The organism is Streptomyces maremycinicus, from assembly GCF_001184025.1.
GTDB classification, from domain to species: domain Bacteria; phylum Actinomycetota; class Actinomycetes; order Streptomycetales; family Streptomycetaceae; genus Streptomyces; species Streptomyces maremycinicus.
On record NZ_BBYG01000025.1, the window covers coordinates 40,696 to 64,690 of the forward strand.

The 23,995-nt window shown below is 72.1% G+C and carries 22 protein-coding genes; 12 read left to right on the forward strand and 10 right to left on the reverse strand.

What is annotated here, in order from left to right:
- Window positions 1–544 precede the first annotated feature (544 nt).
- The 5 genes from AOQ37_RS35725 to AOQ37_RS35745 all read right to left on the reverse strand — a co-directional run bounded on the left by AOQ37_RS35725 (window position 545) and on the right by AOQ37_RS35745 (window position 5,730).
- Window positions 545–2,170, reverse strand: coding sequence for an FAD-dependent monooxygenase (locus AOQ37_RS35725; RefSeq protein ID WP_062651089.1), 1,626 nt, complete (start codon window positions 2,168–2,170; stop codon window positions 545–547).
- 175 nt (window positions 2,171–2,345) lie between these two features.
- The gene (locus tag AOQ37_RS35730) at window positions 2,346–3,254 is read right to left on the reverse strand and encodes an amino acid ABC transporter permease (RefSeq protein ID WP_062650942.1); all 909 of its coding nucleotides are present in this window, start codon (window positions 3,252–3,254) and stop codon (window positions 2,346–2,348) included.
- Window positions 3,251–3,916 carry an amino acid ABC transporter permease gene (locus AOQ37_RS35735; RefSeq protein WP_062650945.1) on the reverse strand — a complete coding sequence of 222 codons (666 nt, stop codon included), beginning with the start codon at window positions 3,914–3,916 and terminating at the stop codon, window positions 3,251–3,253. The genes AOQ37_RS35730 and AOQ37_RS35735 overlap by 4 nt, the downstream gene beginning before the upstream one ends.
- A gap of 109 nt (window positions 3,917–4,025) precedes the next feature.
- Window positions 4,026–4,889, reverse strand: coding sequence for a glutamate ABC transporter substrate-binding protein (locus AOQ37_RS35740; RefSeq protein WP_062650947.1), 864 nt, complete (start codon window positions 4,887–4,889; stop codon window positions 4,026–4,028).
- 64 nt (window positions 4,890–4,953) lie between these two features.
- Window positions 4,954–5,730, reverse strand: a complete 777-nt coding sequence (locus tag AOQ37_RS35745) for an amino acid ABC transporter ATP-binding protein (RefSeq protein WP_062650949.1) — start codon at window positions 5,728–5,730, stop codon at window positions 4,954–4,956.
- Between the two features lie 314 nt (window positions 5,731–6,044).
- Between AOQ37_RS35745 and AOQ37_RS35750 the strand changes: the two genes are divergently transcribed.
- Window positions 6,045–6,731, forward strand: coding sequence for a response regulator transcription factor (locus AOQ37_RS35750; RefSeq protein ID WP_062650951.1), 687 nt, complete (start codon window positions 6,045–6,047; stop codon window positions 6,729–6,731).
- A 12-nt stretch (window positions 6,732–6,743) separates the two neighbouring features.
- On the forward strand, window positions 6,744–8,150 hold the full coding sequence (locus tag AOQ37_RS35755) for a sensor histidine kinase (RefSeq protein ID WP_062650953.1): 1,407 nt from the start codon (window positions 6,744–6,746) through the stop codon (window positions 8,148–8,150).
- Window positions 8,151–8,322: 172 nt separating this feature from the next.
- Here the strand turns inward: AOQ37_RS35755 and AOQ37_RS35760 are convergent, their stop codons facing one another.
- A complete protein-coding gene (locus AOQ37_RS35760) occupies window positions 8,323–9,321 on the reverse strand; it encodes a TAXI family TRAP transporter solute-binding subunit (RefSeq protein ID WP_062650955.1) in 999 nt (332 codons plus the stop codon).
- 100 nt (window positions 9,322–9,421) lie between these two features.
- Between AOQ37_RS35760 and AOQ37_RS35765 the strand changes: the two genes are divergently transcribed.
- Window positions 9,422–9,829 (forward strand): pyrophosphohydrolase domain-containing protein, encoded by a 408-nt coding sequence (locus tag AOQ37_RS35765; protein ID WP_062650957.1) that lies wholly within the window; start codon window positions 9,422–9,424, stop codon window positions 9,827–9,829.
- A 186-nt stretch (window positions 9,830–10,015) separates the two neighbouring features.
- Here the strand turns inward: AOQ37_RS35765 and AOQ37_RS35770 are convergent, their stop codons facing one another.
- Together AOQ37_RS35770 and AOQ37_RS35775 are read right to left on the reverse strand one after the other, a co-directional pair.
- Complete coding sequence (locus AOQ37_RS35770) at window positions 10,016–11,239, reverse strand: cation:proton antiporter (RefSeq protein ID WP_062650960.1); 1,224 nt, start codon at window positions 11,237–11,239, stop codon at window positions 10,016–10,018.
- Window positions 11,240–11,243: 4 nt separating this feature from the next.
- Window positions 11,244–11,729 (reverse strand): cation:proton antiporter regulatory subunit, encoded by a 486-nt coding sequence (locus AOQ37_RS35775; RefSeq protein WP_062650962.1) that lies wholly within the window; start codon window positions 11,727–11,729, stop codon window positions 11,244–11,246.
- A 252-nt stretch (window positions 11,730–11,981) separates the two neighbouring features.
- Between AOQ37_RS35775 and AOQ37_RS35780 the strand changes: the two genes are divergently transcribed.
- The 4 genes from AOQ37_RS35780 (at window position 11,982) to AOQ37_RS35795 (ending at window position 16,035) form a co-directional block, all read left to right on the forward strand.
- Complete coding sequence (locus tag AOQ37_RS35780) at window positions 11,982–12,965, forward strand: sensor histidine kinase (RefSeq protein WP_062650964.1); 984 nt, start codon at window positions 11,982–11,984, stop codon at window positions 12,963–12,965.
- Window positions 12,962–13,660, forward strand: a complete 699-nt coding sequence (locus AOQ37_RS35785; RefSeq protein WP_062650966.1) for a response regulator — start codon at window positions 12,962–12,964, stop codon at window positions 13,658–13,660. Before AOQ37_RS35780 ends, AOQ37_RS35785 begins: the two co-directional genes overlap by 4 nt.
- A gap of 67 nt (window positions 13,661–13,727) precedes the next feature.
- Window positions 13,728–15,257 carry a tRNA (N6-isopentenyl adenosine(37)-C2)-methylthiotransferase MiaB gene (gene miaB / locus AOQ37_RS35790; RefSeq protein WP_199825143.1) on the forward strand — a complete coding sequence of 510 codons (1,530 nt, stop codon included), beginning with the start codon at window positions 13,728–13,730 and terminating at the stop codon, window positions 15,255–15,257.
- A gap of 61 nt (window positions 15,258–15,318) precedes the next feature.
- On the forward strand, window positions 15,319–16,035 hold the full coding sequence (locus tag AOQ37_RS35795; protein WP_062650970.1) for a class III extradiol dioxygenase subunit B-like domain-containing protein: 717 nt from the start codon (window positions 15,319–15,321) through the stop codon (window positions 16,033–16,035).
- Between the two features lie 123 nt (window positions 16,036–16,158).
- On the opposite strand, the gene AOQ37_RS35800 is transcribed toward AOQ37_RS35795, so the two are convergent.
- Entirely contained in the window at window positions 16,159–16,428 is a 270-nt protein-coding gene (locus AOQ37_RS35800) for an antitoxin (RefSeq protein WP_062650971.1), read from the reverse strand.
- Window positions 16,429–16,452: 24 nt separating this feature from the next.
- Window positions 16,453–16,728, reverse strand: coding sequence for a hypothetical protein (locus tag AOQ37_RS38160; RefSeq protein WP_234437126.1), 276 nt, complete (start codon window positions 16,726–16,728; stop codon window positions 16,453–16,455).
- Window positions 16,729–16,971: 243 nt separating this feature from the next.
- Between AOQ37_RS38160 and miaA the strand changes: the two genes are divergently transcribed.
- The 5 genes from miaA (at window position 16,972) to AOQ37_RS35830 (ending at window position 23,918) form a co-directional block, all read left to right on the forward strand.
- On the forward strand, window positions 16,972–17,910 hold the full coding sequence (miaA, locus tag AOQ37_RS35810) for a tRNA (adenosine(37)-N6)-dimethylallyltransferase MiaA (RefSeq protein ID WP_062650973.1): 939 nt from the start codon (window positions 16,972–16,974) through the stop codon (window positions 17,908–17,910).
- Window positions 17,911–18,018: 108 nt separating this feature from the next.
- Window positions 18,019–18,528 (forward strand): hypothetical protein, encoded by a 510-nt coding sequence (locus AOQ37_RS35815; RefSeq protein ID WP_062650975.1) that lies wholly within the window; start codon window positions 18,019–18,021, stop codon window positions 18,526–18,528.
- Window positions 18,529–18,603: 75 nt separating this feature from the next.
- The gene (gene dapF / locus AOQ37_RS35820) at window positions 18,604–19,473 is read left to right on the forward strand and encodes a diaminopimelate epimerase (RefSeq protein ID WP_062650977.1); all 870 of its coding nucleotides are present in this window, start codon (window positions 18,604–18,606) and stop codon (window positions 19,471–19,473) included.
- Between the two features lie 301 nt (window positions 19,474–19,774).
- Window positions 19,775–21,964 carry a RelA/SpoT family protein gene (locus AOQ37_RS35825; protein ID WP_062650979.1) on the forward strand — a complete coding sequence of 730 codons (2,190 nt, stop codon included), beginning with the start codon at window positions 19,775–19,777 and terminating at the stop codon, window positions 21,962–21,964.
- Window positions 21,965–22,409: 445 nt separating this feature from the next.
- Window positions 22,410–23,918: a M1 family metallopeptidase gene (locus AOQ37_RS35830; RefSeq protein WP_062650981.1), complete on the forward strand. Its 1,509-nt coding sequence runs from the start codon at window positions 22,410–22,412 to the stop codon at window positions 23,916–23,918.
- Window positions 23,919–23,995 lie beyond the last annotated feature (77 nt).

Below are 23,995 nucleotides of genomic sequence, written 5' to 3' on the forward strand. Positions count from 1 at the left end.
GTGCGATCGCGTGCCCACACCCCGCCCCCGCTGGGCTTCCGGCCCCGCCTCTGCCCGGTTTCCGGGCCCCGGCCCCTGCCCGGTTTCCGCCCGCCCTCTCGCCGGCCTTCCGGCCACCCCCCCCCGCGCGGCTTCCGCCTCCGCGCCGGCCCGGCTTCCGCCTCCGCGCTGGCCCGGCTTTCCGGCCACCCCCGGCTTCTGCCTCCGTGCCGACCTGGCTTCCGCCTCTGCGTCGGCCCGGCTTCCGCCTCTGCGTCGGCCCGGCCTTCCGGCTACCCCCGCGCAGCTTCCGCCTCCGCGTCGGCCCCGCTTCCGCCCGCCTACCACTTCCGTCCTGCCCGGCTTCCGCCCACCTCCTGCCCGGCTTCCGCCCGCCTCCCACCCGGCCTCCGCCCAGGTCCGGCCCGACCTCGGCCTGACATCGGCCAGACGTCGGCCGGGAGGCGCACGGACCTCGTGCAGGCCCCCTACGGGAGTCGTCGTGGCGACCTCGCGCGGGTCGCGTGTCGGCGGCCGGATCCGGGGCGGGCGGACGGCCGTACCGTCACTTGGCCGCCGAGCCCGCCGTGGCCCCCGCTCCGGACGTCTCCCGCGCCCCCTCCGGTCCGCCCACCGTCGCCTCCGCCGCCGCGTAGAGGTCGGCCGCGCGGACCCCGCTGAGGGCGGTGACCAGGTGGCCGTCGGGCCGGATCAGCAGCACGGTGTGCGCGGCCGCGCCGGGATAGCTCTCCGCCACCAGCAGCTCGGCCGGGCTCGGCAGGGCCGTCACCGCGGCGGCGAGCCGGGGCATGATCCCGGCGCCCACCCAGTGCCTGCGCTCCCACACACCGGTGCCCGGCGCGATCAGCAGGACGAGCAGGGCACCGCGCCCCAGCCGGTCCCGCAGCTGTACGAACGAGCCGTCCTCCGCCGTCACCCGCACGTCCTCGACCGGTGCGCCGGGGGGCGTGTCCACCGGCACCTCCGCCTCCAGGTGCCGGGGCGCGAGCGGTGAGCCCTCGTAGGTGCCCGGAGCGCCCAGCGGACCGCGGCCCAGATGGCCGTCGGTGAGCAGCAGGTCGTGACCGCGGGCCGTGCCCGGGACGTAGGCCCTTATGCCCGAGCCGCCGCCGCGCAGCACCGGCAGCGCCTGGTCGGCGGCGCGCAGCCGGGCGGCGACGGCCGCGCGCCGCTCCGCCTGGTAGCTGTCGAGCAGGGCCTCGTGCGACCCGTGGTGCCAGGCCAGGGCCAGCTTCCAGGCCAGGTTGTCGGCGTCCCGCAGACCCTCGTCGAGGCCCTGGGTGCCGAACGCGCCGAGCAGGTGCGCGGCGTCCCCGGCGACGAAGACCCGCCCCACGCGCCAGCGGCGGGCCAACCGGTGGTGCACGGTGTGGACGCCGGTGTCGAGCAGCTCGTAGGCGGGCGTGGCACCGCCGCTCCAGCCCGCCAGGGTCTCGCGGATGCGGGCCACCAGCAGCTCGGGCGTGACGAGGTCCTTGCCGGGCGGCAGCAGCCAGTCCAGGCGCCAGACGCCGTCCGGCAGCGGGCGTCCGGTGACTTCCCCGGCGGAGGGGCCGGACACCCGCCACGGCGGCGTCCGATGGAGCAACGCCTCGTCGGGCCAAGGAAGTTCCGTGCGCAGCGCGGCGACGGCGTGTCGTTCCACCGCCGTACGCCCCGGGAAACGGATGTCGAGGAGTTTGCGGACCGTGGAGCGGGGGCCGTCGCAGCCGACCAGGTGGCTGCCGCGCCACCAGGTGCCCCGGGGGCCGCGGGTGTGGGCCGTGACGCCGGAAGGTTCCTGCTCGATGCCGTCCAGGCGGCTGTCCACGGCGATCTTCACCAGCCGCTGGTTCACGAGGGCGGCGCGCAGGACGCCCGTCAGCACATGCTGGGCGATGTGCAGGGGAGCGGGATCGGTCGCGTCGTCGAACCTGACCTCGCGGGTCACCTGCTTGCGCCGCATCGACCGCCATCCGGCCCAGTGGACGCCGGCCTCGTCGAGGGACGTCCCGGTCAGCCGCTCGACGAGCGCGGCGGTGTCCTCGCGCAGGACGACGGTACGCGCGAGCCGTGGTTCGTCCTTGCCGGGGCCCTCGTCGAGAACCACGGACGGCACCTGCTGGCGGGCCAGCGCAAGGGCGAGCGTGAGCCCCACCGGCCCCGCTCCGACGATGATCACCGGGTCCACGGCGTGCCGCCCCCTGCCCACGACGGTGTCCTCAGGGACGTAAGGGAACAAGAGGCAGGAGCAGGGTGCACGATCACAGAACGTATGCAACCCATTGCCACTGCTTGCGTCAAGTGACGGAGGCAGCGGCGCGCACGCCACTGCCTCCGTACAGGTCACACCGGTTGATGGCGCGTCAGACGGTGCCGCCCGCGCCGGTGCCGTAGCCGCCGCCCACCTCGGCCGCGTTCAGGTCGTCGACCTTGTCGACGCCGAGGACCGCGCCCGTGCTGCGCTTGCTGCGCCGCAGGTAGCGCTCCAGCCAGCTCGCGAAGCTGGTGAGGATGAAGTTCAGCACGATGAACATCACCGCGACCACGATGAAGCTGGGGATGACGTTGGCGTAGTTGGCCGCCAGCGTGCCACGGGAGTTGAGCAGCTCGGGGAATCCGAGCATCACACCGCCGAGCGCGGTGTCCTTCACGATGACCACCAGCTGGCTGACGATCGCCGGGAGCATCGCGGTGACCGCCTGCGGAAGCAGGATGCTGGTCATCGTCTGGCCCTTGCGCAGGCCGATCGCGTACGCGGCCTCCGTCTGCCCCTTGGGCAGCGAGAGGATGCCGGCCCGGACGACCTCGGCGAGGACCGAGGCGTTGTAGAGCACCAGGCCGGTGACGACCGCGTAGAGCGGCCGGTCCTCGCTGCTGACGTCCGTGGAGCGGGCGTAGAACTCGTTGGCGAACAGCATCAGCAGCAGCACCGGGATCGCCCGGAAGAACTCGACCACCGTGCCGGCCGCGCCTCGCACCCAACGGTGGTCCGACAGGCGCGCGATGCCGAAGACCGCGCCCAGCGGAAGGGCGATCACCATGGAGAGCGCGGCCGCCTTGAGCGTGTTCTCGAGACCGGGCAGCAGGTAGGTCGTCCAGGCCTCGGACTCGGTGAACGGCTTCCACAGCGCGGAGGTGAGCTGGTCCTTCTCGTCCATCTTCTGCCACACCCACCACAGGAGCAGCACGAGCAGGACGGTGAAGACCACCGAGAAGAGGACGTTGCGCCGCTTGGCGCGGGGGCCGGGAGTGTCGTACAGGACCGAGCTCATCGCTTCACCGCCAGTCGCTTGCTGACCCAGCCGAGGAAGAGGCCCGTGGGCAGGGTCAGTACCACGAAGCCGAACGCGAAGACCGCGCCGATGAGCAGCGTCTGCGCCTCGTTCTCGATCATCGTCTTCATCAGGTAGGCGGCCTCTGCGACGCCGATGGCGGCCGCCACCGTGGTGTTCTTGGTCAGCGCGATCAGGACGTTCGCCAGCGGGCCGATGACCGAGCGGAAGGCCTGCGGGAGGACGATCAGTGTCAGGGTCTGGCTGAAGCTCAGGCCGATGGCCCGGGCCGCCTCCGCCTGACCGAGCGGCACGGTGTTGATGCCGGAGCGGATCGCCTCGCACACGAAGGCCGCGGTGTAGCCGGCCAGGCTGAGCACGGCCAGCCGGAAGCCCTGGACCGCGAAGTCGTCGCTCCCCATCGTCATGCCGAAGATGTCGGCGAGGCCGAGCGAGCTGAAGAGGATGATGACCGTCAGGGGGATGTTCCGGACGACGTTGACGTAGACGGTGCCGAACCCGCGCATCAGCGGAACCGGGCTCACCCGCATCGCGGCCAGCAGGGTGCCCCAGACCAGGGAGCCCACGGCGGAGAGGACGGTGAGCTTCACCGTCATCCAGAACGCCCCTAGGACGTCGTAACCATCAAGAAAGTCGAACACGATCTCCCGCGCTTCCGGGTGGGTGGCGTATGAGGAGGGCGGGGCGCGCCGCCGCCGTGATCGCGACGGACGGCGGCGCACCGCAGGTACCCCGCTGGGTCAGCTGTCGTTACGAGGCGTTCGGGACGATGACGCCGATCTTCGGGGCGGGCTCGTTCTTGTAGTTCGCCGGGCCGAAGTTGGCTTCGACGGCCTTCTGCCAGGAGCCGTCGCTGACCATCTGCTCCAGCGCCTTGTTGATCTTGTCGACGGTCGCGGTGTCGCCCTTCTTGACGCCGACGCCGTAGTTCTCGTTGCTGAGCTTCAGACCCGCGAGCTTGAACTTGCCCTTGTACTGGTCCTGGGAGGCGAAGCCGGCGAGGATCGAGTCGTCCGTGGTCACCGCGTCCACGGCACCGCTCTGGAGACCGGCGATGCACTCCGAGTAGGAGCTCACCTCCTTGAGCTGCGCCTTCGGGGCGATCGACTTCTGGACGTTCTGCGCCGACGTCGAGCCGGTCACGGAACACAGCTTCTTGCCGTTGAGGTCAGTGCCCTTGGAGATGTCCGAGTCCGACTTGATCAGCAGGTCCTGGTGGGCCAGCAGGTACGGGCCGGCGAAGTCGACCTTCTTCTTGCGCTCGTCGTTGATCGAGTAGGTGGCCGCGATGAACTTCACGTCACCGCGCGCGAGGGCGTTCTCGCGGTCGGCGCTCTTGGTCTCGACGAACTCGATCTGGTCCGGCTCGTAACCGAGCTGCTTGGCGACGTAGGTCGCGACGTCCACGTCGAAGCCGGCGAAGGAACCGTCGGGCTTCTTCAGGCCGAGGCCGGGCTGGTCGTACTTGATGCCGACCTTGATCTTGCCGCCGCTGCCGCCGCTGGAGCTGCTGCTTCCGGTGTCGTCCTTGTTGTCGTCGCCGCCGCACGCGGTGGCGGTCAGGGCGAGGACGAGGGCTGCGGCGGAGGCGGCGGTGACCTTGCGAAGCTTCATGGGGAACTTCCTTAGAAGAGTGGTGAAGTACTGCGTGCGGTGCGGGTTCCGTCAGTGGTGCAGATCAGTGGTGCAGGATCTTCGACAGGAAGTCCTTGGCACGGTCGCTGCGCGGATTGCTGAAGAACTGGTCGGGCGCAGCCTCTTCGACGATGCGTCCGTCCGCCATGAACACCACGCGGTTTGCAGCCGATCGTGCGAAACCCATCTCGTGGGTGACGACGATCATGGTCATGCCGTCCCTGGCCAGCTGCTGCATGACCTCGAGGACCTCGTTGATCATCTCGGGGTCCAGAGCCGAGGTCGGCTCGTCGAAGAGCATGACCTTCGGGTCCATCGCCAGCGCTCGCGCGATGGCGACGCGCTGCTGCTGACCGCCGGAGAGCTGTGCGGGGTACTTGTCGGCCTGGGTGCCCACGCCGACCCGGTCGAGGAGCGCGCGCGCCTGCTCCTCGGCCTTCTTCTTGTCGACCTTGCGGACCTTGACCTGGCCGAGCATCACGTTCTCGAGCACGGTCTTGTGCGCGAAGAGGTTGAACGACTGGAACACCATGCCCACGTCGGCGCGCAGCCGGGCCAGCGCCTTGCCCTCCTGGGGCAGCGGCTTCCCGTCGATGGTGATCGTGCCCTCGTCGATCGTCTCCAGGCGGTTGATGGTGCGGCACAGGGTCGACTTACCGGACCCGGAGGGTCCGATGACCACGACGACCTCGCCGCGGTCGATCGTGAGGTCGATGTCCTGGAGAACGTGCAACGCGCCGAAGTGCTTGTTGACGCTCTTCAGGACGACCAGTTCACCGCTCGCGACCGCGTCTTCCTTGGTCACCGATACTTCGGTCATCGCTCTCGGGCTCCGTCCTCCTCGGTTTCGGAGGACAGTAGTGACCCGGCGCGACCAGCGTCATTACATCTGAGGGGAATCTGAGCATCACGATCCGATAGCAATCGGACACGTGTCGTAGCACTTGTGACCTGCGGGCGTATCGGCCGGATAACGGAAGCCCGGTGCAACCGGAACCCTCTTGACGGCGTCCTCGTCCATCAGCGTGACTGCCATGATGCACACACGCGTGTGCACGCGTTTTTCCGACGGGAGAACCGAACACCCGTTTTAGTGAGTCAGACCGTACGACCGACGAACCGGAGGAGGCCGGCATGAGACTGCTGCTCGTCGAGGACGACAACCACGTCGCCGCCGCCCTGTCCGCGGTCCTGAAGCGGCACGGTTTCGACGTCACCCACGCGCGCAGTGGCGAGGAGGCGCTCCAGGCGCTCGTCCCGGAGGGCCCCGGGTTCGGGGTCGTCCTGCTCGACCTGGGCCTTCCCGACCAGGACGGGTACGAGGTCTGCGGCAAGATCCGCAAGCGCACCGCAACCCCGGTGATCATGGTCACCGCCCGCTCCGACGTCCGCTCCCGCATCCACGGCCTCAACCTGGGCGCCGACGACTACGTGGTGAAGCCGTACGACACCGGGGAACTGCTCGCCCGTATCCACGCCGTCAGCCGGCGCACCGTCCACGAGGACGCGGAAGCCGGCGGGGAGGACGCGCTGCGGCTGGGCCCCGTGCACATCGAGCTGCCCACCCGGCGCGTCACCGTGGACGGAACGGCCGTCCAGCTGACCCGCAAGGAGTTCGACCTGCTCGCGCTGCTCGCCCAGCGCCCCGGTGTGGTCTTCCGCCGGGAACAGATCATCAGCGAGGTGTGGCGCACCAGCTGGGAGGGGACCGGGCGCACCCTGGAGGTGCACGTGGCCTCGCTGCGCGCCAAGCTGCGCATGCCCGCGCTGATCGAGACCGTACGCGGCGTCGGCTACCGGCTCGTCGCCCCGGCCGCTTAGCGGGGATCGCGGTTGCGTACCCGTCTCCTGCCGCTGCTCATCGTGCTGATGGCAGCCGTCCTGCTGGCCCTCGGGGTGCCGCTGGCCGCCAGTGTGGCGGGCGCCCAGCAGCAGAACGTGGTCGTCGACCGCATCGACGACACCGCGCGGTTCGCGGCGCTCGCCCAGTTCGTCACCGCCTCGTCGGGCGTCAACGACTCCGCGGCGGCCACGAACGAGCGACGCGCCACGCTCAGCCGGGAGCTCGACAGCTACTACGACGTCTACGGCATCCGTGCCGGTGTGTTCTACGGCACCGACACCCCCATGGCTCACGCCCCGAGGGACTGGTACCTCCCCGAAACGGGGGAGGTGCGGGAAGCCTTCGAGGAAGCGCTGCTCAGCCGACGCAGCCACGATCCCCGGCAGGTGTGGCCATGGCAGCGCAACCGGCTCGTCGTGGCCTCACCGGTCATCCGCGACGGTGACGTGGTCGCCGTCGTCGTCACCGACTCGCCCACCGGGCCCATGCGGTCGCGGATCCTGCACGGCTGGCTGGTCGTCGGCGCGGGTGAGATCGCCGCGATGCTGCTGGCCATCGGCGCCGCCCTGCGGCTGACGGGCTGGGTGCTGCGGCCGGTACGGGTCCTGGACGCCACCACCCACGAGATCGCGAGCGGCCGTCTGAAGTCACGTGTCGCGGTGGCCGGCGGACCGCCGGAACTCAGGCGGCTGGCCGGAGCGTTCAACGAGATGGCGGACAACGTCGAGGACGTGCTGGAGCAGCAGCGCGCCTTCGTCGCCGACGCCTCGCACCAGCTGCGCAACCCGCTCGCCGCGCTGCTGCTGCGCATCGAACTGCTGGGCTACGAGCTTCCGGAGGGCAACGAGGAGATCGCCTCGGTCCAGAACGAGGGCAAGCGCCTGGCCCAGGTCCTGGACGACCTGCTCGACCTGGCCCTGGCCGAGCACGCCGAGGCCGACCTGCGGGTCACCGACATCGGCGCGCTGGCCGCCGAGCGGGTGGCCGCCTGGGCGCCCACCGCCACGGCCAAGGGCGTCCGGCTGGTCGGCGACTGCCCGCCGACCACGGCATGGGCCGACCCGGTGACGCTGTCCAGCGCGCTGGACGCCGTGATCGACAACGCGGTGAAGTTCACCCCGGAAGGGGAGAGCGTCACGGTCACGGTCGCGGCCGACGGCGCGACCTCGACCGTCGTCGTCACCGACAACGGTCCCGGGCTGACCGACGAGGAGCTCACGCGCGTGGGGGACCGGTTCTGGCGCAGCGGCCGGCACCAGAACGTCAAGGGCTCCGGACTGGGCCTGTCCATCTCCCGGGCGCTGCTCGCGGCGGGCGGCGGGTCCCTCTCCTACGACCACCACGAGCCCAGCGGACTGACGGCGACCGTGTCGGTGCCGAGGTCGCCGACGTCGTAGCCGAGGTCCTACGGCTGCGGCCGGAAGCCCTACGGCCGCCCCCGCGGTCCGCCGGGAGCCCTACGGCCGCCCCCGCGGTCCGCCGGGAGCCCTACGGCCGCCCCCGCGGTCCGCCGGGAGCCCTACGGCCCCCGCGATCCGCCCGGAGCGCTCCGGCCTGCCGGGAGCGGCGCTACGGCTTGACGGAGCGGTAGTAGCGGCGGGCGCCCTCGTGCAGCTTCAGCGGGTCGGTGTAGATGGCCGTGCGCAGGTCGACCAGCTGGGCGGAGTGCACATGCGCGCCGATCCCGTCCCTGCTCTTGATCACGGTCCGCGTCAGCCACTCGGTGAGCCGGGGCGGCAGGTCCGTACGGGTCATCAGCAGGTTGGACACCGCGATCGTCGCCACGGTCGACCCGTTCTGGATGGTGGGATACGCCGACTCCGGCATGTTCGTGGCCCGGTAGAACCCGGTGGAGTCGTCCTGGTCGTGCATCTTGGCGACGAGGTCGGGTCCGATCGGCACGAACCGGAAGGTGAAGGAGTCGGCGAGCTTCTCGAGCCCCGCCGTCGGCACCCCGCCGGACCAGAAGAAGGCGTCGATCTTGCCCTTCTTCAGCTCCTTCGGACCGGTGTCGATGCCCTGCGACGCCGCCGTGATGTCCTTCGCCGGGTCCAGGCCCGCCGCCTTCAGCACCCGCTCGGCGATCAGCCGCACGCCAGAGCGGGGCAGCCCGGTCGCCACGGTTCTGCCCCGCAGATCCGCGACGGACCGTACGTCCGAGTCACGCGGCACCACGAGCTGGACGTAGTCGTCGTAGAGCCGGGCCACCCCGCGCAGCCGGGTCGCCGAACCGGGATGCTGCCGCTCGTACGTCTCCACCGCGTCGGCCGCCGCGATCGTGAAGTCGGCCTCGCCGGTCGCCACGCGCGCGACGTTCTCCTGTGATCCGTTACTGGTCGACAGCTTCACGTCCAGGTCGGGCATGTCCTTGGCGAGCTCGGCGCGCAGGCGGCTGCCGTACTCGTAGTAGACGCCGCTCGTCGTGCCCGTGCTGAAGGTGATCGACCCGCTCGGCGGGTCCTCGCCCAGCGGCAGCAGCCACCACAGCAGCAGGCCGAGGACGACGACACCGGCGGCCGTGCCCTGGAGGGCGCGGCGCTTTCCGATACGGGAGGACGACGGGGACATGCGCGCGATCCTGCCAGCCGGAACGCGGTGCTGACCAGGGCGGGGCTCACAGGACCGGTTCCCGATCGCGGTGTCGGTGCCCGTCGTTACAGTCGGTGGCATGAGTTCCTCGCCCGCCGAACTGGTCCGTGAGTTCCACCGTGCCTTCGGGCTCGACGCCCGCAGCACCCCCACGGAGGTGTCGCCCCGCCTCGCCGCGCACCGTGGCGAGCTCCTCGCCGAGGAGGCGGCGGAGGTCGCCGAGGTGTCGGTGAGCGGCCCGCTGGACCGGCTCGCGCACGAGCTGGCCGATGTCGTCTACGTCGCCTACGGCACGGCCCTGGTGCACGGCATCGACCTCGACGCGGTCCTAGCCGAGATCCACCGGTCCAACATGACCAAGCTGGGGCCGGACGGCCAGGTCGTCCGCCGTGCCGACGGCAAGGTCCTCAAGGGTGAGCACTACGAGACACCGGACGTCTCCGCGGTGCTGCGCCGCCAGGGCTGGACCCCCGGCGGCGCGGCCTGAGGCGGGGAGACGCAGAGAGACGCCGGGAGACGCGGGGAGACGCGAGCGGACCGGCCAGGAGGGTGCCCCGCCTGCCGCCTGCCGCCTGCCGCCTGCCGCCTGCCGCCTGCCGCCTGCCGCCTGCCGCCTGCCGCCTGCCGCCCGCCGGGGCCGGAGCCGGAGCGCGGTTCCGGCGCCCGGCGTGCCTCAGTCGCGCACCGGCGTCTGCGTCCTCGCCCCCGGCAGCGGCTCGGTCGCGCCGTGGTCCTGGGGCGTCCCGCGCCGCGTCCACCAGGCCGCCAGCGGTTCCGTGTAGCGGGCGGTGAGCGGGCCGAGGACGACCAGGATCAGCACGTACGCCGTGGCCAGTGGTCCCAGGGAGGGCTCGATCCCGGCGGTGACCGCCAGTCCCGCGATGACGATCGAGAACTCCCCCCGTGCCACCAGCGCGCCGCCCGCCCGCCAGCGCCCCTTGACCGAGATCCCGGACCGCCGGGCGGCCCAGTAGCCGGTGGCGATCTTCGTCGCGGCGGTGACGACGGCCAGCGCGAGCGCGGGCAGCAGGACGGGCGGGATGCTCGCCGGGTCGGTGTGCAGCCCGAAGAAGACGAAGAACACGGCGGCGAACAGGTCGCGCAGCGGGCTCAGCAGGGTGTGCGCGCCCTCGGCGACCTCCCCGGACAGCGCGATGCCCACCAGGAACGCCCCCACCGCCGCCGACACCTGGAGCTGTTGCGCCACACCGGCGACCAGGATCGTGAGCCCCAGCACGACGAGGAGCAGCTTCTCCGGGTCGTCGCTCGAGACGAACCGGGAGATGACCCGGCCGTAGCGCACCGCCGCGAACAGCACGAGCCCCGCGACACCGAGCGCGATCGCCAGGGTGACGCTGCCGGCCGCCAGTCCGACCCCGGCCACCAGGGCGGTGACGATGGGCAGGTAGACCGCCATGGCCAGGTCCTCCAGGACCAGGACGCTGAGGATGACCGGGGTCTCCCGGTTGCCGACCCGGCCCAGGTCGCCCAGCACCTTGGCGATCACCCCGGACGACGAGATCCAGGTGACGCCCGCCAGCACCACGGCCGCCACCGGCCCCCAGCCCAGCAGCAGAGCGGCTGCCGCGCCCGGCAGGGCGTTGAGGGCGCAGTCGACGAGACCGGCCGGATAGTGGGCCTTGAGGTTGGAGACCAGATCGCTCGCCGTGTACTCCAGGCCGAGCATCAGCAGCAACAGGATGACGCCGATCTCGGCACCGGTGGCGACGAACTCCTCGCTGGCGCCGAGCGGCAGCAGTCCGCCCTCGCCGAAGGCCAGACCGGACAGCAGGTACAGCGGGATCGGCGAGAACCGGAAACGGGCGGCGAACCGGCCGAGCAGGCCGAGGCCGAGGATGATGGAACCGAACTCGATCAGCAGGACCGCGGAGTGCACCCGATCACTCCCGGCCGAGTATGGCCGCGGCCGCGTCCACACCCTCGCGGGTGCCGACGACGATGAGGGTGTCGCCGCCCGCCAGTCGGAAGTCCGGCGCCGGGGACGGGATCGCCTCGGCCCGCCGCAGCACCGCCACGATCGAGCAGCCGGTCTCCGTCCGCATCCGGGTGTCGCCCAGCAGCCGTCCGTTCCAGCGCGAGGTGGCCGCCACCTCGACGCGCTCGGCGACCAGCCCCAGGTCCGTGGTGTAGAGCAGGCTCGCGCTGTGGTGGGTCGGCATCAGCGCGTCGATCAACGAGCCCGCCTCGGCGCCGGTCAGCCGCAGGGACTCGGCGCAGGAGTCGGGGTCGTCCGCCCGGTAGAGGCCGACCGTCCGCGTACCGTCGCGGTGGGCCACCACGGACAGGTGGCGCTGCTCCCGCGTCACGAGGTCGTACTGGACTCCGATGCCTGGCAGCGGTGTCGTCCGTAGGCGTGGAGCAGACACGTTTCTTCCCCTTGCTGGTCGTCGTCGGTCGTGTCCCGAGGTGTCTGGGACGAGTGCCCAAAGGCGCCATGCTGCCATCCCGCCGTACGGTGACGACATGGGTGTCGTGACGGATGGACAGGGCCGACGGCGGGCGGAGAGGCTGGTCACGGCAGTGCCATGGAGAGGCCCGGACGGCCCGCCGTGGACGCACGCGAGAAGCGAGCCGGGGTCACGCCGGTGAACCGGGTCAGGCAAGGAGGAGCCGCGCACATGTCACTGTTCTGGCGGATCTTCGTGCTCGACGCCGCCGGGCTGATCGTCGCGGCCGCGCTGCTGCTGGGCCCGGTCACCGTCTCCACGCCCATACTGCCGGGCGAGGTGCTCGTCGTGGTCGCCGGTCTGGCCGCGCTGCTGGCCGTCAACGCGCTCGTACTGCGCGTCGGACTGGCCCCGCTCGGGCGGCTGGGCCGGGCCATGGCCGATGCCGACCTGCTGCACCCCGGGGCCCGTGCCGTGGTCTCGGGACCGGTCGAGACGGCCGAGCTGATCACGACGTACAACGCCATGCTGGACCGTTTGGAGGCCGAGCGGGCCGCCAGCGCGGCCGGGGCGCTGTCCGCCCAGGAACGCGAGCGTCACCGCATCGCCCGGGAACTGCACGACGAGGTCGGCCAGACCCTCACCGCCGTGCTGCTCCAGCTCAAGCGGGTCGCCGACCGGGCCCCGCGGGACCTGCGTGAGGAGCTGGGCCAGGCGCAGGAGGCCACCCGGTCCGGTCTCGACGAGATCCGCCGCATCGCCCGCCGGCTGCGTCCCGGTGTCCTCGACGAACTCGGACTGCTCAGCGCCCTGCGCTCGCTCGCGGGCGAGTTCACCACCCATGGACTGACGGTGCGCCACGACCTGCGCACCGGCCTGCCCCCACTCACCGAGGAGACGGAACTCGTGCTCTACCGCGTGGCCCAGGAGGCACTCACCAACACCGCCCGGCACGCCGGCGCCGACCGCGCCGAGCTCCGCCTGCGCCCGGTCACCGACGGCGTCGAACTCCTCGTGCGGGACAACGGCAGGGGCCTGGGCGCGGCGGCCGGGGAGGGTGCCGGGATCCGGGGCATGCGGGAGCGGGCCCTGCTGATCGGCGCGACCCTCACGGTGTCCTCGGGGGCGGACGGCGGGGGGACGGACATACGGCTGCGAGCGCTCGCGCCGACGGTCCGGGCGGACGCGGTGACCCCCCTCGGGGGCCGCCGATGACGGACGGCACCGCACCGGCCGCACCCCGGCCGGCGCCCTCCGCGACCCGCGTCCTGCTCGCCGACGACCACACCCTCGTCCGCCGGGGAGTACGGCTCATCCTGGACGGCGAGCCCGACCTGACGGTCGTCGCCGAGGCAGGGGACGGAGCCGAGGCGGTCGAGCGCGCCCGGGCCGGGGACATCGACCTGGCCGTCCTCGATGTGGCCATGCCCCGGATGACCGGACTCCAGGCGGCCCGTGAACTGTCCCGTCGCCTTCCGGGTCTGCGCATCCTCATCCTCACGATGTACGACAACGAGCAGTACTTCTTCGAGGCGCTGAAGGCCGGAGCCGGCGGGTACGTCCTCAAGTCGGTCGCCGACCGGGACCTGGTCGAGGCGTGCCGGGCGGTGGTGCGGGACGAGCCGTTCATCTATCCGGGCGCGGAGCGCGCCCTGGTGCGCTCGTACCTGGACCGGCTGCACCGCGGCGACGGTGTCGACGGGCTGCCCGAGCGGCCGATCACCGAGCGCGAGGAGGAGATCCTCAAGCTCGTCGCCGAGGGGCACACCTCCAGGGAGATCGGCACGCTGCTCTTCATCAGCGCCAAGACGGTGGAACGGCACCGCGCCAACCTCCTGCACAAACTCGGCATGCGCGACCGTCTCGAGCTCACCCGCTACGCGATCCGCGCCGGCCTCATCGACCCCTGACGCCCCGCCCGGGGCGGCCGGTACACAGGCAGACGGGCGTGCCTCGGGGAGCGCCTACCCTTGAGCCATGACCAGCAGCAGCGACCGGAGCCTCGCAGTGGACGTTCACACACCCAAGAGCTACGAGATCCGCACTTACGGGTGCCAGATGAACGTCCATGACTCCGAGCGATTGTCCGGGCTGCTCGAAGAAGCCGGGTACGTGCGCGCCCCCGAGGGATCCGACGGCGACGCCGACGTCGTCGTCTTCAACACCTGCGCGGTGCGCGAGAACGCCGACAACCGCCTCTACGGCAACCTCGGCCGGCTCGCGCCGCGCAAGGCGAGCCGGCCCGGCATGCAGATCGCGGTCGGCGGCTGCCTCGCGCAGAAGGACCGCGACACCATCGTGAAGAAGGCGCCCTGGGTGGACGTCGTCTTCGGCACGCACAACATCGGCAAGCTCCCGGTCCTGCTGGAACGCGCGCGCGTGCAGGAGGAGGCGCAGGTCGAGATCGCCGAGTCGCTCGAGGCCTTCCCCTCCACCCTGCCGACCCGGCGCGAGAGCGCCTACGCGGCGTGGGTGTCGATCTCCGTCGGCTGCAACAACACCTGCACCTTCTGCATCGTCCCGGCCCTGCGGGGCAAGGAGAAGGACCGCCGCACCGGCGACATCCTCGCCGAGATCGAGGCGCTGGTCGCCGAGGGCGTCTCCGAGATCACCCTGCTCGGCCAGAACGTCAACGCCTACGGCTCCGACATCGGCGACCGGGAGGCGTTCAGCAAGCTGCTGCGCGCGTGCGGCGCGATCGAGGGGCTGGAGCGGGTCCGCTTCACCTCCCCGCACCCGCGCGACTTCACCGACGACGTCATCGCGGCCATGGCCGAGACGCCCAACGTGATGCCGCAGCTGCACATGCCCCTCCAGTCCGGCTCGGACACGGTCCTGAAGGCGATGCGCCGGTCGTACCGCCAGGAGCGTTACCTGGGGATCATCGAGAAGGTGCGGGCCGCCATCCCGCACGCGGCGATCACCACCGACATCATCGTGGGCTTCCCGGGCGAGACCGAGGAGGACTTCGAGCAGACCCTGCACGCGGTCCGCGAGGCCCGTTTCGCGCAGGCGTTCACCTTCCAGTACTCCAAGCGTCCCGGCACCCCGGCCGCGACCATGGAGGACCAGATCCCCAAGGAGGTCGTGCAGGCGCGCTACGAGCGTCTCGTCGCCCTTCAGGAGGAGATCTCCTGGGAGGAGAACAAGAAGCAGGTCGGCCGCACCCTGGAGCTGATGGTGGCCGAGGGCGAGGGCCGCAAGGACGGCGCCACCCACCGGCTCTCCGGCCGCGCCCCCGACAACCGCCTGGTCCACTTCACCAAGCCGGAGCAGGAGGTGCGCCCCGGTGACGTGGTGACCGTCGAGGTGACGTACGCCGCCCCGCACCACCTCTTGGCCGAAGGGCCCGTCCTGGAGGTGCGCCGCACGCGCGCGGGGGACGCCTGGGAGAAGCGCACCGCCGAGAAGGCCGCGAAGCCGGCCGGTGTCCTGCTCGGTCTGCCCAAGATCGGTGTGCCCGCGCCGCTGCCGGTGGCCACGGGCAGCGGTTGCGGCTGCGACTGACGGACGGCGCCACGCCTGGCCGGTAGCCCCGGGGTCCGTCCGCGGGGTTACCCTGCCGATCATGCTTGTCGCCGCCGCAGTCTGCCCCTGTCCGCCCCTGCTGGTACCCGAGGTCGCCGCGGGCGCCGCCGCCGAGCTGGACGCCGCGCGAACGGCCTGCTCGGACGCGCTGGCCGTGCTGGCCGCCGCCCGGCCGGACCGGCTCGTCGTCGTCGGACCGGCCGAGCAGTCCGGGCGCGGTCCGCACCCGGAGGGCGGACGGGGTTCGTTCGCCGGCTTCGGGGTGGATCTCGCCGTACGGCTGGGCCGGTCCGACGACGACACGCCGTCCGCACGAGAGCTGCCGCCGTCCCTCGCCGTCGCCGCGTGGCTGCTCGGGCGGGCGGGGTGGTCGGCCGCCCCGGTCGAGGGACTCGGCGTGGGGGAACCGCTCGCGCCCGAGCGCTGCATCGAGGTCGGCCGGGGCATCGGCGCGGCGGCGGACCGGGTCGCGCTGCTGGTGATGGGCGATGCCAGCGCGTGCCGGACGCTGAAGGCGCCCGGGTATCTCGACGAGCGCGCGGCCCCCTTCGACGCCGAGGTCGCCCGGGCGCTCGGCGCGGCGGACCTCACCGCCCTGAAGGCGCTGGACGCCGAGGTGGCGTACGAGCTGAAGGCGTCGGGCCGAGCGCCCTGGCAGGTGCTGGCGGGCGCGGCCGAGGGTGCCGGGCTGAGCGGCGCGCTGCTCTACGAGGACGCGCCCTACGGGGTGGGATACATGGTCGCGACCTGGTCCTAGACGGCCCGGCGGAGGCGTCCCGGGGGCGCCGGTGAGCGGCATCGGCCGACGGGACGGCGGACGGCCGCGGGCGTCCGCGCCGCGCGGCCGTCCGCCGTTCGGTGGGCCGGAGTGAGGTACCGCTCAGGAGGCGGGCGGGGGAGTGTTCGGCGGGGTGAAGGTGTCGCCGCCCCCGGGGGACTCGTCCTTGTGCGCGAGCCGGTCCATGGCGCCCTTGGCCTTACCGGTGCCCGACTGGATCCGGTCGCTGTACTTGCCCTTGGTCTTCTCGTCAACGACCCTGGCGGCCTTGTCGAGACCGTGCTGGACCTTGTCCCCGTGCTGTTGCGCGAGGTCGGAGACCTTGCCCTTGGCCGGGGAGAGTCTGGCCTTCAAATTGTCCAAGAGACCCATGGGGCACCTTCCTCGCGGGTTCCGTCACGCGCGGACGCCGTCGCCCGCTTCACTGTCGGCCGCCTCTTCGGCGGACTGCTGCCGGGGGATCTCGACCCCGTCGGTGGCGGCGGCGACCGGTTCCGTCGACTGCTCCGTCTCCGGCCCGTCGGTGCTTCCGGCCCCCTCGGCGTCGGCTTCGGTCTCCGCCCCGGCCTCGGCTTCGACCGGGGAAGCCGGCTCCCGCGCCGGCGTCGGGTCGTCCGTCCGCTCCGCGTCGACGCCGTCCGCCGGCCCGTCGGCGGCGCTCACCGTCTCCACCGTCGCCTCCGTCGACTCCTCCGTGGCCTTCGACCTCCGAAAAATCCGTGCCAAAACGCCCATATCCACTCCATACGGTACTCGTGCGGGCGAAATCCCGCGTCGGCCGGTGCGTCCATTTGCGTCACCGGGTCACCGTCCCCGCGAAGGGTGACGGGAATCTCGCATCGGGCAACGACGTCGCGGCGGCGTTGTCACCTAACTCGTTCGAGGGCGGGGTCCGGGGTTTGCGAGACTGGTGCCGTGAGCAGCGCACCCCCCGCCCCCCGCGTCATCGCCGTCGTCGGACCGACCGCGGCCGGAAAGTCCGATCTGGGCGTATTCCTGGCCCAGCGGCTCGGCGGCGAGGTCGTCAACGCCGACTCCATGCAGCTCTACCGCGGGATGGACATCGGCACCGCCAAGCTGACACCCGAAGAGCGCGGTGGCGTCCCGCACCACCTCCTGGACGTCTGGGAGGTGACGGAGACCGCCTCCGTCGCCGAGTACCAGCGGCTGGCCCGCGCGAGGATCGACGCCCTGCTCGCCGAGGGCCGTTGGCCGGTCCTGGTCGGCGGCTCGGGGCTCTACGTCCGCGGCGCCGTCGACAACCTGGAGTTCCCCGGCACCGACCCCGAGGTCAGGGCCCGGCTCGAGGAGGAGCTCACGCTGCGCGGATCGGGCGCGCTGCACGCCCGGCTGGCCGCCGCCGACCCGGAGGCCGCGCACGCCATCCTGCCCGGCAACGGACGCCGTATCGTCCGGGCCCTCGAGGTGATCGAGATCACCGGCAAGCCCTTCACGGCCAACCTCCCCGGCCATGACTCGGTCTACGACACCGTCCAGATCGGGGTCGACGTGGCGCGCCCCGAACTCGACGAGCGCATCACCCGCCGCGTCGACCGGATGTGGGACGCGGGGCTGGTCGACGAGGTCCGCGCACTGGAGGCGCGAGGACTGCGCGGGGGGCGCACGGCCTCGCGCGCGCTCGGCTACCAGCAGGTCCTCACCGCCCTGAGCGGCGACTGCACCCAGGACGAGGCGCGCGCCGAGACGGTCCGTGCCACCAAGCGCTTCGCGCGCCGTCAGGATTCGTGGTTCAGGCGCGATCCCCGGGTGCACTGGTTGAGTGGGGCCGCGGCTGACCTCACAGAACTTCCGGAGCTCGCGTTGGCGTTGGTGGAGCGACCGGTCACAGCCTGATCACGTCATGGCATCGGGACGCCCAGGCCGTCATCCGGGCCTCCGGTGCCGTGCCATCATCGAGCTTCGATCGACCAAGTGGAGTCCGAGTTGGGAGGGCGCGTGGCGATGGAGGCCGGCCCTCGCGACACCGCAAAAGGCACCGAGCACCTCACCACCGAACGTGGTGAACCGGAGCCGGAGGAAAGCCGTCTGATCCCCGACGGCCCGGACGAGGACGACACCCGGGACGGCGTGAGCGACGACGGGCCCGAGCCCGAGGAGATGTTCGCGGGCGGCCCCGAGGTCGAGGTCGAGCTGCGCCCGCAGCGCCGGCTGCGGATCTGGCAGCTCGCGCCCATCGTGGCGCTGGCCGCGGTCGGTTCCCTGATGTTCGCCTTCCCGCTCGCCTTCGACTTCGGTGACAGCGGCGCCATGATCGCCATGCTCGGGCTGCTGATCTGCTCCTGCGCGGCCGGCTGGGGAATGACGGCCGCGCGCCGTGTGGGTTACACGTGGCCCGGGCTGCCCGCGCGCGGTTCCGGGCGCCGTCCCGACTGGCGGGTCGTCCTCGCGTACGTCGTGCTGGTCGCCGCGGTGGTGGCCCTGGCCGTCGGGCGGGTCGCCCGGCTGCGCTGAGCCCCACGCACGCGTGTGCTCACCGGCGCCGCCGCCCCGGGACGGGCTGTCCCTGCCACCCCGTACGATCGAGGGATGAGCACGCGGATCGCCTTCCTCAAGGGGCACGGCACCGAGAACGACTTCGTGATCGTCCCGGACCCCGAGAACGCCATCGACCTCCCCCCGGCCGCCGTCGCCGCCCTGTGCGACCGCCGCGCGGGCATCGGCGGTGACGGGCTGCTGCACGTCGTGCGGTCCGCCGCGCACCCCGAGGCGAAGGACATGGCGGCCGAGGCGGAGTGGTTCATGGACTACCGCAACGGCGACGGCTCCGTCGCGGAGATGTGCGGCAACGGCGTCCGGGTGTTCGCGCGCTACCTCCAGCACGCCGGGCTCGTCACCGAGGGGGACCTCGCGGTCGCCACGCGCGGGGGCGTGAAGCGCGTGCACCTCGGCAAGGAGGGTGACGTCACCGTCGGCATGGGCAGGGCCCGCCTCCCCGAAGGGGACGTCACGGTGAGCGTCGGCGAGCGCAGCTGGCCCGCGCGGAACGTGAACATGGGCAACCCGCACGCCGTCGCCTTCGTGGCGGACCTCGCGCACGCGGGCGACCTGTTCACCCCGCCGCCGTTCAGCCCGGCCTCGGCCTACCCGGACGGGGTCAACGTCGAGTTCGTCGTGGACCGCGGTCCGCGGCACGTCGCGCTGCGCGTGCACGAGCGCGGCTCCGGCGAGACCCGCTCGTGCGGTACGGGCGCGTGCGCCGTGGCCGTGGCGGCCGCGCGCCGGGACGGCGCCGACCCGGCGGCCACCGGAGTGCCGGCGACCTACGTCGTGGACGTCCCCGGCGGACGTCTGGTGATCACCGAGCGGCCCGACGGCGAGATCGAGATGACCGGGCCCGCAGTGATCGTCGCCACAGGGGAGATCGATGCGGAGTGGCTGGAAACAGCCGCACGCTGATGCGGTCCGGGCTTGGCATCGCAGGCCGGAGTGGCCCGGGGACCCGGAGGCCCGCCCCCCGGGGGCCGGTCGTGGGGCTCGAAATCACGATCGAGATCAGGTCGGGTGGCGCAAAATCGTAAACCTCCGGCCCTTCGCTCGAATGGGTGATCCGTTTCACGCTCGGCGAGAGGCGGTCAGTCGCGCGTGGTGGGCTCGGTAGCATCAAGCACCGGCCCGGACGGGGAACCGTTCGCCAGTCCCCTGAGCCGTGTCCGCCCTGGGACACCCCGTCCGCCGGTCCACGCAGCCGGAGGTGCCCATGAGTGCGGAGGCCACGAATCCCGCGACCCCAGGCCCGGTAGTGCCGTCAGCGCCCCGCAGGCGCAGTCGCCCCCGGATCGACCTGCGTCGCCTGGGCCGGGCCGCGCTGCTCGGCCCCGCCTCCCGCGGCCGGCTCCCCGACGCGATCGGCCATGTGGTCGAGGCCCATCGAGCCCACCACCCCGACGCCGACCTGGAACCGCTGCACCGCGCCTACGTGCTCGCCGAGTCCTCGCACCGCGGCCAGATGCGCAAGAGCGGCGAGCCCTACATCACCCACCCGCTCGCCGTGACACTGATCCTCGCCGAACTCGGCGCGGAGACAACGGCCCTGACGGCGTCCCTGCTCCACGACACCGTCGAGGACACGGATGTGACGCTCGATCAGGTCGGTGAGCAGTTCGGCGCCGAGGTGCGCTATCTCGTCGACGGCGTAACGAAGTTGGAGAAGGTCGACTACGGCGCGGCCGCCGAGCCCGAGACCTTCCGCAAGATGCTCGTCGCCACCGGCAACGACGTCCGCGTGATGTCGATCAAACTCGCCGACCGGCTGCACAACATGCGCACCCTCGGCGTGATGCGCCCCGAGAAACAGGAACGCATCGCCAAGGTCACCCGCGACGTCCTCATCCCGCTCGCCGAACGTCTCGGGGTACAGGCCCTCAAGACCGAGCTGGAAGACCTCGTCTTCGCGATCCTGCACCCCGAGGAGTACGAGCACACCCGCGAACTGATCGTCGAGAACGCCTCCCGCGCGGACGACCCCCTCGCCGAGTTCGCCGAGGCCATGCGCACGGTGCTGCGCGAGGCCGACATCCAGGCCGAAGTCCTCATCCGCCCGCGGCACTTCGTGTCCGTGCACCGCGCGTCCCGCAAGCGCGGCCGCATGCGGGGCGCCGACTTCGGGCGGCTGCTGGTGCTGGTGAACGAGGACGCCGACTGTTACGCCGTCCTGGGTGAACTGCACACCTGTATGACGCCGGTCGTCTCGGAGTTCAAGGACTTCATCGCCGTCCCCAAGTTCAACCTGTACCAGTCGCTGCACACCGCCGTCGCCCGCGAGGACGGCCAGGTCGCCGAAGTCCTCATCCGCACCCACCAGATGCACAAGGTCGCCGAGGCCGGCGTCATCGCCCTCGGCAACCCGTACACGGCCTCCGCGGAGGAACAGGCCCGCGGGAAGGTCCCGGCCGACGAGGAACGCGTCGACCCGACCCGGCCAGGCTGGCTCTCCCGCCTCCTGGACTGGCAGGAGGCCGCGCCCGATCCGGACACCTTCTGGTCCACCCTGCGCGAGGACCTCGCCCAGGACCGCGAGATCACCGTCTTCCGCCCCGACGGCGGCACGCTCGGCCTGCCCGAGGGAGCCACCTGCGTCGACGCCGCGTACGCGCAGTACGGCGAGGACGCCCACGCCTGCATCGGCGCCCGCGTGAACGGCCGTCTGGCGACCCTCAGCACCGTGCTGCGGGACGGCGACACCGTGCAGCTCCTCATGGGCCAGGATCCCGCCTCGGAGCCCTCCAGGGAGTGGCTGGAGCACGCCCACACCCCCGCCGCCCGCATCGCCATCCAGCGGTGGCTGGCGACGCACCCCGCCCCGGCGGAGGACGAGGACGGCACCGGGGCGGCGGAGGACCCCGGGACCGCCAAGGCCGCCGGGGCGAGTGCCCGGTCCGCGGCCGACCAGGTCTCGCCGGACGCCCCCGCCGCACGGCCCGGCGCCGCGATCACCGTCGTCGACCGGCCCGACGCGAGCGTCCGGCTCGCCGGGTGCTGCACGCCCGTGCCCCTGGACGAGGTGACCGGCTTCGCCGTGCGCGGGGGAGTGGTGACCGTGCACCGCGCCGAGTGTTCCGCCGTGGCGCGCATGGCGAACGCGGGGCGCGAGGAGGTCGACGTGCGCTGGGGCGACACCACCGGCTGCCGGGTCACCCTGGTCGCCGAATCGTTCGGCCGCCCTCATCTGCTGGCCGACCTCACCGAGGCGATGGCCCTGGAGGGCGCCGAGATCGTCTCCGCGACCGTCGAGCCACCGAGCCAGCAGCGGGTGCGCCACACGTACACCGTGCAGCTCCCGGACGCCGGCCACCTGCCCACCCTCATGCGCGCCATGCGGAACGTGCCCGGCGTCTACGACGTGGGCCGCGCGCAGCATCACGCTCCCGCCTCGCCGGAGCCCGCGTAGGCAGTACCCACGCGCGCGTGCGGCGGGTGGTGGGTGGCGTGAGGTGTGGTGTGAGGCGGGCGGCGTGAGGCCCGCGCGTGTGGCGTGAGGTGTGGTGTGAGGCGGGCGGCGTTAGGCCCGCGCGTGTGGCGTGAGGCGCGGTGCGAGGCGTGCGGTGCGAGGCGTGCGGTGCGAGGCGTGCGGTGCGAGGCGTGCGGTGTGAGGCGGGCGGCGTGTGGCGTGAGGCGCGGTGCGAGGCGTTCGGAGTGAGGCCCGCCGTATGAGGCGGGCGGCGTGAGGCGGCCCCCGCCGGTGTCGCCCCGCGAGCTGCCTCCCGCGCGCGGGAGCGAAGCGGCGGCCGCGGGCGTCCTGCCGGGCGTCGGACACGCGCGCGTGCGCAACCCGTTCGGGTGGGCCGGGCGCGCGTCGCCGACGCGGCGGACGTGCGCGCTGGTAGCGGTGGTGCATGCTGCTCACCCCTCGCGCCCGGCTGAAATCCGCGCTCCTCGCCTCGGCCGTCTCCGTCTGTCTCGTCGCCGCGAGCGCCCCGGAGGTCCCGCTCGGCGTCGGCGACCGCCTCTTCCCCCACCTGGGCAACCCCGGGTACGACGTCGCCTCGTACGACCTCGCCTTCACCTATTCCGGTACCAACACCAAGCCCCTCCAGGCGGTCACCACCATCGACGCCTGGACCACCACCGCCCTGGAGCGGATCAACCTCGACTTCGCCCAGGGGAAGGTCGAATCCGTCGAGGTCGACGGCGAACCCGCCACCTTCGCCGGCGCCGGCGACGACCTGGTGGTCACCCCGGAGGACCCGCTGGCCGCCGGCAGCTGGACGCGGATCACCGTGCGGCACACCAGCGACCCCGTCAGCACCGGCCGGGACGGCGGCTGGGTGCGGACCGCGGACGGTCTCGCCATGGCCAACCAGGCGGACGCCGCGCACCTGGTCTTCCCGTGCAACGACCACCCGTCCGACAAGGCGATGTTCACCGTCCGGATCACCGCCCCCGACGGCTACACGGCCGTCGCCGGCGGACTGCCGACCGGGGTCGAGCGGACCGGCGGAACCACCACCTGGACCTACCGCACCCAGCACCCCATGGCCACCGAGCTCACCCAGGTGTCCATCGGCCGCTCCACGGTCGTGCACCGCCAGGGTCCGCACGCACTGCCCGTGCGGGACGTCGTGCCCACCAAGGACCGCGAGCTCCTCGAACCGTGGCTGAAGAAGACCCCCGACCAGATCGCCTGGATGGAGCGCAAGGTCGGCCCGTACCCCTTCGAGACCTACGGCCTGCTCATGGCGGAGGCCTCGACCGGGTTCGAACTCGAGACGCAGACCCTCTCCCTCTTCGAGCGGGACCTCTTCACCGAGCCCGCCTACCCCAAGTGGTACATCGAGTCGATCATGGTGCACGAGCTGTCGCACCAGTGGTTCGGCGACAGCGTCAGCCCGCGCACCTGGTCCGACCTGTGGCTCAACGAGGGACACGCCACCTGGTACGAGGCGCTGTACGCGGAGGAGAAGGCGGGACGCACCCTGGAGGCGCGGATGAAGGCGGCGTACGGCGCCTCCGACCGCTGGCGCTCCACGGGCGGCCCGCCGGCTCAGCCCAAGGCCCCCAACCCCGGCCAGAAGATCAGCATCTTCCGGCCCAACGTCTACGACGGCGCCGCCCTCGTCCTCTACGCCCTGCGCCAGGAGATCGGCCGGACCGCGTTCGAGCACCTGGAGCGGGCCTGGGTCCACAACCACCGGGACTCCACGGCGACCACCGCCGACTTCGTACGGCTCGCCCAGGAGATCTCCGGACGCGACCTGGCCCGGTTCTTCAAGGACTGGCTGTACGGCGAGAAGACCCCGCTGATGCCCGGCCACCCGGACTGGAAGCCGGCGCCACCGGTCGCCAAGGGCGAACCGAAGGCCGCGCCGAAGGTCGCCCGCCCGGCAGGGCCGGCCGCGAAATAAGGCCGTGACGAGACGGCCCGTACCGTGCGACCATCGTGAGGTCGGTGCACCGCGGGACACGGGAATCTCCCGGAGTG